The organism is Paenibacillus sp. lzh-N1, assembly GCF_002872435.1.
Classification (GTDB): Bacteria; Bacillota; Bacilli; order Paenibacillales; family Paenibacillaceae; genus Paenibacillus; species Paenibacillus polymyxa_C.
This window is the reverse complement of the sequence record NZ_CP025696.1, coordinates 5,484,215-5,499,318: the sequence shown is the minus strand read 5'-3', so window position 1 is coordinate 5,499,318 and position 15,104 is coordinate 5,484,215. Positions and strand designations below refer to the sequence as shown.

Sequence of the window (15,104 nt, the reverse complement as noted above, 5' to 3'; positions counted from 1 at the left end):
TGGGGCGTTATGATAAAATTTTCAAGAGAACATTTTTAAGATAAGGAGCCTATACGCATGATTAAACATATTGTTTTGTTCAAATTGAAAGATCGCTCTCCTGAAAGCATAGAACATACGGCATCTATATTGCGCAGCATGAATGGCAAGATCAAAGAGCTGCTGTCGCTAGAAGTAGGTACGGATGTGATTCGTTCGGAACGTTCTTATGATATTTCTCTTACCGCTGTGGTCGAAACACTGGAAGACTTGCAAACGTATCAGGTACACCCTGTGCATCAGGAAATTATTGTACACATGAATGAAGTGAAGGATGTATCTATCGCAGTTGATTATGAAATCTAAAGCGGTTACTGGAGGTGCAGAACTTTGTATTATGTCAACCGGGAACAAATTGAGCTTCGACTAGGGGCTGTTCCCGACATTGTCGCCGGACTTCGCCAGACATCCGCCGCCTGGAACGGCGATCTGTTGCAGGGGCTAGTGCAGGAGCGCTGCCTTCATCTGGCCATTGAGACGGTAACGGACGTAGGAAGCTATATCATCGACGGTTTTATTATGCGTGACGCCAGTAGCTATGAGGACATTATCGGTATCATTCATGAGGAAGGTGTATTGGATGATACCGTATTTCATTCACTATTAGAGCTGGTAGCCTTACGTAAACCCTTAGTACAGGAGTATTTCCATTGGGACAGGACAAGCCTTCACCCACTTACACCTAAGCTGCCTGGGTTGCTGGAGCTTTTTGTATCTAACGTGCACGATTATTTAAATAAGGAATTGGGTCCTCAGCCCGAGGGAGTGTAAAGGCAAAAGTGACGGATAAGTATATCGTACCCGAAATGCCCACTAGGCGCATGATCTTGACACTGTTGAAAACCCAGGGACCTGTGGGCGTCGGAAGCTTGGCAGCTCAATTGGGCATTACCGAAATGGGGGTGCGCAGGCATCTCAAATTAATGGAGCAGGATGGCCTGATTGTGGCTACGATCCTGAGACAGGCGATGGGACGCCCAACGTTTTTGTACAGCCTGAGCGATCAGGGAAGCGAGCAGTTTCCTCGTAATTATGATCACCTGTTATTGGAACTGTTAGAGGAGCTGGATGAAGAGCAGGGAATGGAAGCTGTACACTCGTTATTTGATGGTAGAAAACGTAAAATGATGAAGCGCTACGCCCCTCACATAGAGAGTGAGTCTACACTAGCTTCACGTGTGGAAAAGCTTTCGGGCATCCAGAACGCTTCAGGCTATATGGCAGAGTGGCGTGAGGAAGAGGATGGCAGTTACTCTATTATGGAATACAATTGTCCGATCTCTCAGATCGCCAATCGTTACCGCAAGGCTTGTGAATGCGAACAGCAAATGTTTGAGGAGCTGCTTGATGCCGAGGTTGTCCGTGAGGATTGTTTGGCGGATGGAGGTCGTTGCTGCTTGTATCGTATCCGCTCCAAAAATAAGTAGAAATTTTCTGGCTTGTTCTCTGTATCATGACAGGCTCTCCATGCTTATAATGCATTAACAGATGGGCATTCGCCCGGGCATAAGGGAGAGATGAATATGAAAGAGAACTGCAAAAGCTTTATCCGTGGCGCGTTGGTAGGCAGCATTGCTGGTTCGGTTGCTGCGTTGTTATTTGCTCCTAAGTCAGGTCGCGAGCTGCGTCAGGATATTACAGACCAGGCACGTCACGTGAGTGATAAGGGACACGAGCTTGCGGGGAAAATTTCAGATACTTCCATCGAGTATACTGACAAAATTAAGGAGACAGCTTCAGCCGTCATTCATGAATTAGGTCAATGGCGTAAAAAGAGTGATATTGCTTCAAAGGTTGGCATTTCATCCGTGCCTGTTCAAGAGAATACGGAAGAAGATGCTTTGTAACTGTCTGTATATCGTAGGTGAAACAACTGGCTATAGCTTGAGTTTGTGGCTTCTCCCGTTGGGGTGAAGCCTTTTTGTTGATCGCTTCCTCGTTTTAGGGTAATCTTTTGGGGTACCTTTTACGCTAATACGACATAAGTTATGTAGCAGCAGAAAGATTTCCGAGATGAAACAACTCATATTTAAACAAAAAAGGAAGCGGTGTGTACGTGCAGCAAGCGATTGCAATATTGGATTCCGGTGTAGGAGGTTTGACGGTTGTTAAAGAAGTCATGCGTCAGCTTCCGCGGGAAAAAATTATTTATTTTGGAGACACTGCGCGCACCCCGTATGGTCCCCGACCATCGGAAGAGGTTAAAAAATTTACAGAGCAAATGGTTGATTTTCTGATTCAGTTTAATCCGAAAGTCATTATTATTGCTTGTAACACAGCAACGGCTGCGGCATTGGAGTATATAAGCCAAAAGGTATCCATTCCGGTGATCGGAGTTATCCACCCTGGGGCTCGTGCTGCGATCAGTGCGACCGCTACCGGGTATGTCGGGGTGATCGGAACTGTCGGTACGATTCGAAGCGGAGCATATACAACTGCGCTCAAGCAGTTGTCTCCCTATGTAGACGTGGTGAGTCATGCGTGCCCTGCACTTGTGCCTTTGGTGGAACAAGGGTTGTTCCGCTCCAAGACGACATCGCAGGTTGTGGAGGAATCATTGAGGCCTATTCAAACGTATCCGATTGATTGTCTGATTCTTGGGTGTACGCATTATCCTTTTTTGAGGGAAACGATTCAGGAAGTCATGGGTCCTGCGGTGAAGCTTATTAGCTCGGCAGATGAAACTGCACGAGAGACGAGTACCATTTTGTATAACAAGGGCAAGTTAGAGGCCGGGGACGAAACGCCGGTGCATCAGCTTTTTTGTTCCGGCGATCCAGAGTTGTTCCAGCGCATTGCCGCACAGTGGCTTGGGGAGCAGATTCGGCAAACGCCTGTTGTCTGGCAAGTCACTCATCTGGATTAACGAGACAACCAACTTTTTTGTCATTGGACAAAAGGAGTTGGTTGTTTTGCTTTTCGCTACATCAAGACACGCAGCGTCTGCATAACATGCAGTAAGGCAGATGGAAGGGGCGTAGTAAGATGAGGGAATATATCGTTCAAAAAGGAGATACATTGCACCGGGTCGCCTCGGCTTTTAAACTATCGGCGGATACTTTGATCGCAGATAATCCGTGGGCCGCCACGCAACCCTATCTGATTTGTGGTCAATTGCTATATATTCGTCCGTCTACGGATCGTAAATACGTTATTCAGCCTGGGGAGAATGCAAGGCAGATTGCCAAACAGTTCGGTGTAGAGCTTGATGAGCTGCGGCTTGCTAATTCGAGGCTTGCGGAGCATGATTTTGTGGAAGGAAAGATAATTATCATTCCTGATGACTATCAGGATCAGATTGTACGGTTACGTGGAGAGTACAGTTATGAAGATTTAAAGGAAGACCTGGAGGCATTGGCCCACAAATATCCGTTTATTGAAGTTGGCAGCATTGGCACCAGTGTCATGGGGAAGGATATCCCTTATATACGGATTGGGCAGGGAACGAGGAAAATTCATGCCAACGCTTCTGTACATGCTAACGAATGGCTGACGACGCCTTGTTTGCTGCGTTTTATAGAACAATATGCACAAGGGATTAATGGGTCTGGAGAACTTGCTGGGAATTCTCAATGGGTGTATGCGGGCTCGCCGATGAAATTAATGGAACATACATCCTTATGGGTGGTACCGATGGTCAATCCGGATGGAGTAGAACTGGTGCAACAGGGTATACTCCCAACTCATCCGCTGTATCATGAACTCAGAAAGTGGAATGAAGGACGTGCTGATTACCGCGGCTGGAAGGCCAATATTCGCGGTGTCGACCTCAACGATCAGTTTCCGGCGTATTGGGAGGAAGAGGTGCGCAGACGCGGTAAAACAGGTCCGTCTCGACGAGATTACGCAGGACCTGCACCTTTGTCTGAGCCAGAGTCCAAGGCCCTTGCGGATTTAACGGAGCGCGAACAGTTCGACATGGTATTATCCATACACAGCCAAGGACAGGAAATCTATTGGAATTACCGGGATCTGGAGCCTAAGGAGAGCCGAGATTGGGCATTACAGCTGGCTGCTGCAACAGGGTATCGGGCGGTAAAGCTGGGGGGAAGCGATGCCGGGTATAAGGATTGGTTTATACAACGGTTTGGTAAACCGGGATTTACCGTTGAAGTCGGTCTAGGCGTAAATCCGCTGCCTATGCGGGATTATGATGATATTGCAGCAGAAGTAGGCATGTTAATGGCGACGGTGCTGTCATGGTAACAGATCGGACCTGCTGAAACGTATTGATTCATTTGCGCGTATTAGGAGGAGCACGTTTTTTACAAGTGTTCCTCTTTACATGTCCCTTCAATAGGGTATATATACTTAGGAGCATTGGAAATGGAGTGAACAACCTATGAAGTGGAAAAGACTACTATCTCTCCGTCAGTGGTCACATGTATTTCGTCGTATCCCCCGATTGATTACCTCTTCGAGGATTCCATTGGGTGAAAAATTACTTTTTGCGGTGCCTGTATTGCTCTATTGGATACTACCTGATGTCATGCCATTTATGCCCATCGACGATATTGGTGTGACGTTATTGCTTATGAATTGGTTCGTCACCCGTGCTGAACGAAAATATCCCGATATGCTTGAAAAACAGCACGTACGTGTCCGTTAGATGTAAGCTTATGATTTTCGTGATTGCGATTTTTTGCGATTTTCTTTACAATAGGAATATTGCCTTGTGCTATGCTGCACAACTTCTTTTTATCAAGGAGAGGGCTAATTATTGGAATTGTTGATTTTATCCGCTAGGTTGTGTGGTGTGGTTTATGTATCCATTGAACCACATTTCATTTAATGAATATGAAGGAGATGAAGTTTAATGAACTGCAAAATTACTCGTAATGCAGCTAAAGTATTGAAGCTTGAACTGGATAAGGAAGAGAACCAAGGGAAGAGCCTGCGTGTTGTTATTACTCATGCTCATGGAGATCATGCTCATTACGGGCTCGATTTGGACACGCCTAAGGAAACAGATACTGTTGTATCTACAGATAAAGGCATCGATGTAATTTTGGAAAGCGGTCAGCCGTTGCTGGATGGTGTAAAAATTGATTACTTGTACTTCCCCGAAGAAGGATTTGTTATTACTAACCCTTCCCAAGGTAATCACGGCGACCACTAAGCCGGAGCTCGGAGGGATGACAGATGGCTAATGATATTCGCGTATGTGATGAGTGCAATCATATCCGCTTAAAAACGATCTTGCCTAAGTTGAAAAAGATGGCACCCGATGCGGAGATCAAAATCGGTTGCAAATCGTATTGCGGTCCTTGTGGAAAACGGGCGTTTGTGTATGTGAACGGACGTTATGTGAGTGCGGCCACAGAGGATGAAGTATTAGAGAAGGCTGCACGCTTTATAAAATAGTTCGAGTGCGCATCGTTGGCACCTTTTGAATAGTTCCCCTCCTTCTGATCCATGCTAATGAATGTAGACCATGCCCAGAAGGAGGAGTAACTCATGGCCCAATATGATTCCAATCTCGACAATCACAGTGTCGAAGCTCAAACACAAAACTCGGTGGACAAGCTCCACAATGCCGTGTCTCAGGCATTGTCACATCCGGCTGAACAGCTGATTGAGCAAGCGGAGCAATCTCGCACTCATGCGGAGCATGCTATACAGCAGGCAAAGGATAGCCTTGGTGACGATGCAGTAGAAGTTGCTGAGGAAATGCTTGGTGAAGAGGTACAGCGTCTTGATCAGGCTAAAAAAACGTTGCGTTCCTGAGTATTTGTTAATGGTAACAAGCGCAGTCAAATGACTGTCAACACAAAAATCCCGATCCACAGCCCTAACAAGCGATGGATCGGGATTTTTGTTATATATCAGGTAGTTATGCAATCGATATCCTTGTTACTTCTTTGCTTCAGTCTCCCATTCGCGAATAAGATCGTATGTGATGACCTGATCGGATATCTTTAATCGATTGAGAGCCTCAGTATAGCCTGGTCCGCAGGCATTCACATCTGTAGGTTGACCTGTACTCAGATTGTAACAGGTTCCCTTGGAGAATGTACCGTCCTCAGATGGAATGTAGTACACTCGTCCATCCGTGAAAGCGCCAGTACGCAGCACAACCATACGAGGTTTTCCACTAAACAGATCGTTACCCATAAAATGATATGGTTTTGTAGAAATCCCAAGTAGATGCATTACGGAAGGCGTCAGATCCAGCTGTCCTGCCGGTTCTGTATACGTGCCTGCCTGGCTTCCGTCAGGAAGATGCACAAGTAATGGCACCTGATTCATGATTTTCTGCATGTCCAGATCTGTAAGAGGCTTGCCTAAAAACTTTTCATACAGTGCTTTGTCTTTAATGGAATTGTCGTGATCCCCGTAGAACATCAGGATCGTATTATCCCACAATCCGTCTTTTTTCATCTGATCTACCAATTCACCCAAAGCCTCATCCACATAATGGACGGATTTTAGGTAGTCTCCGAACATCGTACCTTCAAACTCGCCAACATCCAAATCTACAGCGTCAGGTGACAGGTTGTACGGATGATGGCTCGAAATACCGACCATATAGGCGTAGAACGGTTGCTTAACTTCGGTTGTGAGATCGTTGAGCGTTTGTCTAAAAAAGGATTTGTCTCCCAGGGACCAGCCCAGAGGCTCATCTATTTTAAAATCCTTTTTACTGTAGAACTTGTCGTAGTTCATCGCCTTATACATCGTGTAACGGTTCCAGAAGCTGCTGTCGTACACGTGAAACGCATTAGGACTATAACCTGTATCCTTCAAGATGGAAGGCAACGTATCGAATTTATGGTCCGCATAACGGATAAATACAGAACCCGTAGGGAGCGGATGCAGCGAAGCGTGGGTAGAGAAGTCCGCGTCCGAAGTACGACCCTGCGCAGTTTGATGGAAATAATTATTAAAATACATGCTTTCCTTCGTCAGTTTGTCAAAGTTAGGCGTAATTGCTTGACCGTTGATCTGTTTGCCGATAAAAAAGTTCATGAACGCTTCAGCTTGGATGACCATCACATTTTTTCCCTTATACTTGCCGTATAGGTCATTTTTTACCTGAAGTAAATTCTGGTGTTGATTGAACCATTCCTTATCCTTATCAGATTCCACCTGAGCCAATGTAGGCTGGGGCCCAAGATGATCCTGACCGTAGCGGTAGATATCATATCCATGAAATCCGATCAATCCGGTTACGTTGTACAAGGCCATTGACCACCAGTTGCCGACAAATATGCCGGTTGCCCAAGTGGAGGTATATATTTTGATCGGTCCAAATGTCAAAACATAGCCAATCAGGAAAGCCAATGCCCCCTTGGAGAAGCGAAGCAGAAATCTTTTAGTGAAAGAGCTTCGTGATGCTTCTAAGTAATGATCATTCGTTGTAAACCGACGCCGTAAGGAAGCTACGAATATGACATACGGAATGAATAAAATCCAGTCTGCAAAAAAGAAAATATCCCACCAGTACATAAGAGATGCGATACTTCCACCCAGAGAATCAACTTGTCCAGCTTGAAGCAAAACGGGAATCGTAATGAAATCCTGGAAATACCGATAATAAACCATGTCGGAATAAATGAGCGCGGTGAGCAATATATCGAGCACCACAAGAGCAATCAAACGTCCGCGACGTGGCAGCCACAAGGTCCAAAAGCTTACAAGCAACAGGGAACCAATAGCAATGACATAATCCAGCGGATTCATGTCAATATTTTGGGCATGCAGGTTATAGTGAATCAGTACAAGCTTGCCAATCATAAGTAAAAAAAACAGAACTAAACCGAAATATTGAGACAGCAGCAGTCTGCTGAACATGTTACCAGTGCGTCTTGCACTGGTCGTGCGAATAACCAACACTTTACCCCCTCCGGCAGAAATGTTCGGCTAGTATAAACTACACATTAACGTAATGTTAAAACCGAAATGCCTTTAATTATTATAGCGCTCATCCTGCGCATTTCAATGATTAAGTAAAGAAAATACAGCACAAATGAGGCCAGGACAACGAACAAAGGGTTCGTTTCCTGGCCTATAGCTCGAACATTTAGGACTGCAACGGTGAAGTATCTTTGCGGCGCGGAGGCAGAGGACCCAGATACTGATAGTATTGGCATTCAATTCGGCCGTTAAACAGCTTACGGCGCTTATCGGCTTTGCGGCCCCAATAATGCTCAAATTGCTTGGTGGAGCTGATGGCAAAGAAGGACCAAGTCTTCATTTCGGCTGCCGTGCGTGCAAGTGTACGGATCAGCTTTTCCACCTCGGCTTGCTCGCTCAGTCTTTCGCCGTAAGGTGGATTTGTAATCATAACACCATACTGGCCCTCAAGTCTAACCTTGCTGGCAGGCAGCACCTTTAGTGAGATGTCTTTAGCAAAGCCTGCTGCCTTTACAGCTGCTTCAGCAACTTGTATAGCGCTAGGGTCGATATCGCTACCTGCAATCTCAAAAGGAATGTCATCACGAGTCAGATCCATCGCCTCGTCGCGAGCCTGATTCCATAATTCTTTGCCAATGACAGGCCAGTCTTCCGAGTTAAAGGTACGTCTCAGGCCTGGAGCAATGTTCCAGGCTTGCATAGCAGCTTCGACCAATAAAGTACCGGAACCGCAACATGGGTCATAGAATGGTCGATCCGGGCTCCACCGACTAAGCTGAATAAGAGCGGAAGCCATTGTTTCTTTGAGAGGCGCCTCTGTAACAAGCTTGCGGTAGCCTCGTTTGTGCAGTCCTGGACCAGTTGTGTCCAGCGTTATCAGCGCACGGTCATTCAATAGGATGACCTCAATGACGTAACGAGGACCATCTTCAGCAAACCAGTCTGTATGGTAGGTTTCCTTGAGCTTTTCTACAATCGCCTTCTTGACGATTCCTTGACTGGCTGGTACGCTACTAAGCTGTGATTTGTGTGAACGTCCCTCTACGGGAAATTCACCATCTACAGGAATCCAATCCTGCCAAGGCAATGCTTTGGTACCCTCAAACAGCTCGTCGAAGGTAGTTGCAGCAAATTCGCCCATTTTAATAAGAACGCGGTCAGATGTGCGAAGCCACAGGTTGCATCGGCATATATCCTTATAATCTCCGGAAAAAACGACGCGGCCATTCTCGACGGTCAGATCCGTGTACCCCAGTTCTCTGAGTTCTCGGGCCACAACGGCTTCCAGTCCCATCGGCGCAGTTGCAATTAGTTGCAGTTGAGTCATTAAACGTATTCACTCCGTCTCATAATCATGTAAGCTTGGTTCAATCCCTATAGTATAGGTCATTGTACTCGAAGAGACAAATCGTTAAGGCAAATAATTTACGAAGGACACCGTGTCCAACCTGCGTTATGATAAAGCAAGAAGGAGAGATGAAACGTGGAAATCACACCCAATATGACACCTGAACAATATGTAGACCAGCTGGTACAGGAGGATGAAGCGCTGCGCAGTATTAGGGAGGCTATTGTTAAAGAAGGGATGCCGGAGGTATCGGTTGCTCATCCCTATGGAAAGCTGTTGACCTTTCTCATTGAAGTCTCTGGTGCACAGCAGGTACTGGAGATCGGAGCATTAGGAGGATACAGTGGATTATGCCTGGCCCGTGGGCTGGGAGAGAAAGGTCGCATCGTGTCCCTGGAGCTGAAAGAAGCGTACGCTGCGCTGGCTCATCAACATATGAAAAACAATGGCTACGGTGATCGTGTCGAGTATCGTATTGGACCCGCAGCGGACAGCCTGAAGAAGCTTCAGGAAGAAGGAAAGACTTTTGACTTTTTTTTCATTGATGCGGATAAGGAAAATTACCCAGTGTATCTGGAGTATGCGATTGCACTGGCCAATCCAGGCGCTATAATTGCCGGAGATAACTGTTTTCTTCGGGGACGCACACTGAACACCGACAAGAACGGACCTGCCGTACAGGCCGTGAGACGTTTTAACGAAACGATAGCAACGGATCCACGGCTAGTCAGTACGCTTTTGCCGGCTTATGATGGTTTGGCGTTGGCACGAGTGAAGTAACGGGCGTCCCTTGAATGTAGCTATACCAAAAAGAACCTCCTTATCCACAGCGTGGAGCGGAGGTTCTTGTCTGTTAAGACAGGCTGTCCTACCCGAAGGTTGTCTTACCTGAAATGGGGCGTAGCCTTACGATCAAAAAGCTTCATACGTACCCAGATTATATTGACAATCAGCAGCACACCAGACATGATGAACAGTCCTTCGATGCCGATAAATCCGGAAAGCACTCCGCCAATGACCGCACCCAGCATATTCCCGAGCGCCAGCGAACTGGTATTGAAACCGAAAGAGCGGCTTTCCATTCCTTCCGGTGTATAGGTGCGAATCAGCGCATTTACGCTTGGTAGCAGACCGCCCATAAACACACCCATGAAAAAACGGATAATGACAAGCTGCCATACTTCATTGACAAAAGCTTGCGGAATGAGCATAATCGCCGTTCCGAGTAGTGCAATGGTCAAGATCTTGTGTGCTCCTATTTTGTCACTTAATCGTCCAAGGAGCGGTGCGGCTACCATATTCGATACGCCTGTAATAGCGGTAACGAATCCGGCAACCAGTGCAATTCCTTCTGCCGAGCCATATAGCTTTTGCACATACAAAGGTAGCAGAGAAACTGTACTGATCATGGCAAACTGGAGTAAGAATGTCACGGTGAACAAAGCCGGAAGCTGGGGCGTATGGCTTAGCTCCTTTAATCCGGCAAGAACCGAAATTTGTGGAATTCGCGCGGCCTCCGCTTTGCTGAAATTTTCTTTAACCAAAAACATTGCCATTAGAGAGGCTAGGAAAATAAGAGCTCCTGTAATGTAAAAGATCGGTCTGAACCCGACCCAGTCAGCCAAAAATCCGCCTAGCAAAGGGCCGAGAATTGTGCCAGCCATTTGACCGGACTGCATAATTCCCATAGCAAAGCCGGTTCGCTCTTTGGGAGTGGTACCCGACACTAGGGAAATAGAAGCCGGGTTGAAACCCGAAATTGTACCGTTTAGCAGGCGAAGCGCTAGCAGCTGCCATGGGTGGGTGACCAAACCCATACATCCGATGACCAGGGCCATGCCGAAGCCTGAGCGAAGCAGCATGACTTTACGTCCATATCGGTCGGCCAGCTTACCCCATAATGGCTGAAATATAAACGAGGTCAAAAAGTTAGCTGCAAAAATAACTCCTGCCCACAGTCCTATATCGTGCTCGCCCTTCACATGGAGGTCTTGAGCCAAATATAGGGCAAGGAACGGAGTAATCATTGTAATTCCCGCATTGACCAGAAACTGACCGAACCAAAGCACAATGAGATTGATTTTCCACGTCTCCCACGTTTTCAATGTGCTTTCACTTCCTTTCTGCCATTCTCATCCTGTTGTAAAGGTACTTATTCATGTATAACTTTCCCGGAGCTTTAAAAAAGCCATTTCTCTAGTATAGCACACTTCATTGAAACTTTATCCAAATGTCATGGGTTTGTCATGGTTTGTTTGAGAGCGGCGGTTGTTACGACTCTTGAAAAAGGGCATAATAAAATATAGTATTTATGATTCGAACTGGAGGCTGAAGTCATGACCTACAATGATACTTTTATCCGCGCTTGCCGCAAGCAAGCTGTGGATCATATTCCCGTATGGTACATGCGGCAGGCCGGAAGGTATGACCCTGAGTATCGCAAAATTAAGGAAAAATACACGCTGCTTGAAATTTGCCGCCAGCCCGAGTTGGCCGCAGAAGTAACGTTGATGCCCGTGCGCAAGCTTGGGGTGGACGCTGCAATTTTATATTCTGATATTATGAATCCGGTAGCCTCGCTAGGGGTTGATTTTGATATTGTCAAAAATATTGGCCCGGTTATTGATAATCCGATCCGTACAGCTGCAGACGTAGACAACTTGCGTCCGATTGATGTAGAACGCGATTTGGGTCATATTTTGGAAACTATCCGTATTTTAGACCGTGAGTTGAACGTGCCATTGATCACGTTTGCTGGAGCGCCTTTTACTATTGCCAGCTATTTAATAGAAGGAAGACCCTCCAAGGGATATATTCGCACCAAAGCGATGATGTATGGAGAGCCTGAACTATGGCATCGTTTGATGGATAAGCTAGGGGATATGGTTATTACATACGTGCGGGCCCATATCGCTAACGGTGGCAAGGCTTTTCAATTGTTTGATAGCTGGGTAGGTGCACTTTCGCCTTATGATTTTCAAACTTTTGTGTTGCCGACCATTGTACGTATTTTCCATGAGTTATCTGATCTGAATGTGCCTAAAATTTATTTTCCGGGCGTAAGCTCTGGTGAATTGCTTCCGCATTTGAGCGGGGTAAAAGCCGATGTGATTGGACTGGACTGGCGGGTAAGTATACCTGAAGGCCGTCGTCGCTTGGGTAACAGTTTTGGAGTGCAGGGCAATTTGGACCCTTATGTGCTTACTGCGCCGATGAATGTGATCAAGCAGTATGCAAAAAAAATTGTAGATGAAGGCATTCTGGAGCCGGGCTATATTTTCAATCTCGGTCACGGCTTATTTCCTGAAGCCTCGCTAGATAAGCTAAGAGAGCTTACCGATTATGTACATGAGTATTCTCGCTCTGTTTTGTCAAAAAATGAACACAACTAGAAAAGATAAGAGGGATCTGCTAATGAAAACCAAAGTGGGTGTACTGGTCATGTCCTACGGGACGCCGGAGAGTCTGGACCAGGTTGAAGCGTATTATACACATATTCGCCGTGGTCATGCTCCCTCGCCGGAGCAGTTAAAAGAATTAAAAGATCGCTACGAAGCCATTGTGGGTGGCGTGTTTCCGTTGCGTCAGAATACAGATCGACAGGTCCACAACTTGCAGGAAACCTTAAATCAGGAAAATCGCAACCCGGACATAGAATTTGTCTGTTATCAGGGGCTCAAACACGCCAAGCCGTTTATTGAGGACGGTATCGAAGCGATGGTGCAAGATGGCATTCGTACGGCGGTGGGTGTCGTGCTGGCTCCGCATTATTCCGTTATGAGTGTAGGCTCTTATATCAAGCGTGCACAGGCTAAGGCACAGGAATTGGATCTGGCCATATCGTTTGTGGAGAGCTATTATCTTCATCCCAAGCTGATCAAGACGCTGACTGAGCGTGTGAACGCAAAACTGGCGCTTTTTGAAGAAGCGGGAGCCAAGCGGGACGAGGTTCGTGTTCTGTTCAGTGCGCATAGCTTGCCTGAGCGGATTTTGGCTATGGGTGATCCATATGTGGAGCAGTTAATGGCAACTTCGCAGGCTGTTGCGGATAAGGCGGGAATTACCAACTGGCAGTTTACGTGGCAAAGTGCCGGCCGTACAGCTGAACCGTGGCTGGGACCAGATATTTTGGATACCATGCACAGTCTTAAGGAAGAGCAAGTGGAGTATGTGCTGGCTGCGCCAGTTGGCTTTGTTTCTGATCACTTAGAGGTGTTATACGACCTGGATATTGAAGCACAGGCTTTGGCGAAAGAATTGGATATGCGTTTTCAGCGTATTGATTCACTCAACAGTGACCCACTGTATATGGAGACGCTTAGTGATGTCATCATAGACCAATGGAAAAAGGGATGAGGACATAATGGAGCAAAAGTTACGTAATATTGTAATTGTAGGTGGAGGCTTGACCGGGCTTAGCACTGCTTTTTATACACGAAAAATGTACAAAGAAGCTGGCTACACACCTCGAATTACGCTGGTGGAGAAAGCTTCCGCGCTAGGCGGAAAAATTGAAACATTGCATAAAGATGGTTTTGTCATAGAAAAGGGGCCAGATTCCTTTCTGGCCCGTAAAACGGCTATGATAGATCTGGCAAAAGAGTTAGAGTTGGACCATGAGCTGGTAAGCACGAACCCTGAAGCTAAAAAGACATATATTTTGCATGAAGGTCAGCTTCATCCGATGCCTCCTGGGCTGGTGCTGGGCATTCCAACAGAGCTAAAACCATTTTTACGCAGTGGCTTGATCTCTTTAGGTGGAAAAATGCGGGCTATGATGGATTTTGTCATTCCGCCTCGACGTGAACCGGGAGATGAGGCGCTGGGTGATTTTATTGAACGCCGACTGGGCAAAGAAGTGCTGGAGAATGTAACCGAGCCACTGCTGGCGGGAATCTATGCTGCCAACATGAAGACGCTAAGTTTGCAGGCAACTTTTCCACAGTTTGCAGAGGTGGAGCAGCAATACGGAAGCCTTATTCACGGGATGAGGACAGGTCGAAAACCAGCTGAAACACATACGGGTACGAAAAAAAGCGCCTTTTTGACCTTCCGTCAAGGCTTGCAAAGTTTGGTGCATGCGTTGCTGAATGATTTGTACGACTGTGATTTACGCACCGGAATTGCTGTTACAGAATTCACAAAGACAACGGAAACTAAAGGAAGTCCCTATCGCGTTATGTTGGACAATGGAGAGACGCTGGAGGCAGATGATATTTTTGTAACGACTCCCAATTTTGCTGCTGCGCCGCTATTGCGAGATCATGTAAATGTGTCTGCACTGGAAGCTGTTAATTACGTCTCCGTAGCGAACGTGGTCATGGCCTTTGATAAAAAAGATATTGAGAACGTCTTTGACGGCTCCGGTTTTCTGGTTCCTCGCAAAGAAGGACGTAGTGTCACAGCTTGTACTTGGACGTCCGCCAAGTGGCTACATACCAGCCCGGATGATAAGGTGCTGTTGCGTTGTTATGTAGGGCGAGCAGGAGCTGAAGAAACAGTAGACTTACCGGATAATGAGCTGATTGCGGTGGTACGTAAGGATTTGAAAGAGATGATGGGAGTTACAGCAACTCCGCTGTTCACGGAAATTACACGTCTTCGTAATTCCATGCCGCAATACCCGTTAGGGCACCCACAAGCTATAGCTAATCTGCGGGAAGAGCTACGCAGTGCGATGCCAGGGGTGTACGTTTTAGGCGCTGGCTATGATGCAATCGGTTTGCCGGACTGCATCCGTCAGGCTAAGGAATGGGCCTCCAAGGCTGTCCACACAGCACAACAGGAAGCCATTAAGGTCCAGGTATAAATGTTCGATAATGAACCCTTCGCGATCCAGGCGAGGGGTTCTATTTATATA

At 46.6% G+C, this 15,104-nt stretch carries 17 protein-coding genes; 14 read left to right on the top strand and 3 right to left on the bottom strand.

Annotated features, from left to right (window positions below; genetic code table 11):
* The first annotated feature begins 57 nt into the window (after positions 1–57).
* The 10 genes from C0638_RS24375 to C0638_RS24330 all read left to right on the top strand — a co-directional run bounded on the left by C0638_RS24375 (position 58) and on the right by C0638_RS24330 (position 5,766).
* Entirely contained in the window at positions 58–345 is a 288-nt protein-coding gene (locus C0638_RS24375) for a Dabb family protein (RefSeq protein WP_013309679.1), read from the top strand.
* A gap of 24 nt (positions 346–369) precedes the next feature.
* On the top strand, positions 370–810 hold the full coding sequence (locus tag C0638_RS24370) for a DUF86 domain-containing protein (RefSeq protein ID WP_013370455.1): 441 nt from the start codon (positions 370–372) through the stop codon (positions 808–810).
* Between the two features lie 8 nt (positions 811–818).
* Positions 819–1,466, top strand: coding sequence for a helix-turn-helix transcriptional regulator (locus C0638_RS24365; protein ID WP_016819697.1), 648 nt, complete (start codon positions 819–821; stop codon positions 1,464–1,466).
* Between the two features lie 96 nt (positions 1,467–1,562).
* Positions 1,563–1,886: a YtxH domain-containing protein gene (locus tag C0638_RS24360; protein WP_058711180.1), complete on the top strand. Its 324-nt coding sequence runs from the start codon at positions 1,563–1,565 to the stop codon at positions 1,884–1,886.
* 209 nt (positions 1,887–2,095) lie between these two features.
* On the top strand, positions 2,096–2,905 hold the full coding sequence (racE, locus tag C0638_RS24355; protein WP_013370458.1) for a glutamate racemase: 810 nt from the start codon (positions 2,096–2,098) through the stop codon (positions 2,903–2,905).
* A gap of 119 nt (positions 2,906–3,024) precedes the next feature.
* Positions 3,025–4,245, top strand: coding sequence for a M14 family metallopeptidase (locus tag C0638_RS24350; protein WP_058711181.1), 1,221 nt, complete (start codon positions 3,025–3,027; stop codon positions 4,243–4,245).
* Between the two features lie 136 nt (positions 4,246–4,381).
* Positions 4,382–4,648: a hypothetical protein gene (locus tag C0638_RS24345; protein WP_058711182.1), complete on the top strand. Its 267-nt coding sequence runs from the start codon at positions 4,382–4,384 to the stop codon at positions 4,646–4,648.
* 207 nt (positions 4,649–4,855) lie between these two features.
* On the top strand, positions 4,856–5,158 hold the full coding sequence (locus C0638_RS24340) for an iron-sulfur cluster assembly accessory protein (protein WP_013370462.1): 303 nt from the start codon (positions 4,856–4,858) through the stop codon (positions 5,156–5,158).
* A gap of 23 nt (positions 5,159–5,181) precedes the next feature.
* Positions 5,182–5,403, top strand: a complete 222-nt coding sequence (locus C0638_RS24335; protein ID WP_013370463.1) for a YuzB family protein — start codon at positions 5,182–5,184, stop codon at positions 5,401–5,403.
* Positions 5,404–5,496: 93 nt separating this feature from the next.
* Positions 5,497–5,766 (top strand): hypothetical protein, encoded by a 270-nt coding sequence (locus tag C0638_RS24330; RefSeq protein ID WP_013370464.1) that lies wholly within the window; start codon positions 5,497–5,499, stop codon positions 5,764–5,766.
* A gap of 126 nt (positions 5,767–5,892) precedes the next feature.
* Here the strand turns inward: C0638_RS24330 and C0638_RS24325 are convergent, their stop codons facing one another.
* Both C0638_RS24325 and C0638_RS24320 read right to left on the bottom strand, forming a co-directional pair.
* Entirely contained in the window at positions 5,893–7,875 is a 1,983-nt protein-coding gene (locus C0638_RS24325; protein WP_058711183.1) for an LTA synthase family protein, read from the bottom strand.
* A 187-nt stretch (positions 7,876–8,062) separates the two neighbouring features.
* Positions 8,063–9,223 carry a THUMP domain-containing class I SAM-dependent RNA methyltransferase gene (locus C0638_RS24320; protein ID WP_040101671.1) on the bottom strand — a complete coding sequence of 387 codons (1,161 nt, stop codon included), beginning with the start codon at positions 9,221–9,223 and terminating at the stop codon, positions 8,063–8,065.
* Between the two features lie 156 nt (positions 9,224–9,379).
* On the opposite strand from C0638_RS24320, the gene C0638_RS24315 reads away from it, so the two are divergent.
* Complete coding sequence (locus C0638_RS24315; RefSeq protein ID WP_082689639.1) at positions 9,380–10,024, top strand: O-methyltransferase; 645 nt, start codon at positions 9,380–9,382, stop codon at positions 10,022–10,024.
* Positions 10,025–10,128: 104 nt separating this feature from the next.
* On the opposite strand, the gene C0638_RS24310 is transcribed toward C0638_RS24315, so the two are convergent.
* Positions 10,129–11,349 (bottom strand): MFS transporter, encoded by a 1,221-nt coding sequence (locus C0638_RS24310; protein ID WP_013370468.1) that lies wholly within the window; start codon positions 11,347–11,349, stop codon positions 10,129–10,131.
* A gap of 231 nt (positions 11,350–11,580) precedes the next feature.
* Here C0638_RS24310 and hemE point away from each other — a divergent pair, with 231 nt between their 5' ends.
* Genes hemE through hemY form a run of 3 tightly spaced genes read left to right on the top strand, consistent with a single transcriptional unit; the run spans position 11,581 to position 15,053 of the window.
* Entirely contained in the window at positions 11,581–12,636 is a 1,056-nt protein-coding gene (gene hemE, locus C0638_RS24305; RefSeq protein ID WP_058711184.1) for a uroporphyrinogen decarboxylase, read from the top strand.
* 22 nt (positions 12,637–12,658) lie between these two features.
* Positions 12,659–13,600, top strand: a complete 942-nt coding sequence (gene hemH, locus C0638_RS24300; RefSeq protein WP_025676991.1) for a ferrochelatase — start codon at positions 12,659–12,661, stop codon at positions 13,598–13,600.
* A 7-nt stretch (positions 13,601–13,607) separates the two neighbouring features.
* Complete coding sequence (gene hemY / locus C0638_RS24295; protein WP_040101668.1) at positions 13,608–15,053, top strand: protoporphyrinogen oxidase; 1,446 nt, start codon at positions 13,608–13,610, stop codon at positions 15,051–15,053.
* The last annotated feature ends 51 nt before the right edge of the window (positions 15,054–15,104 follow it).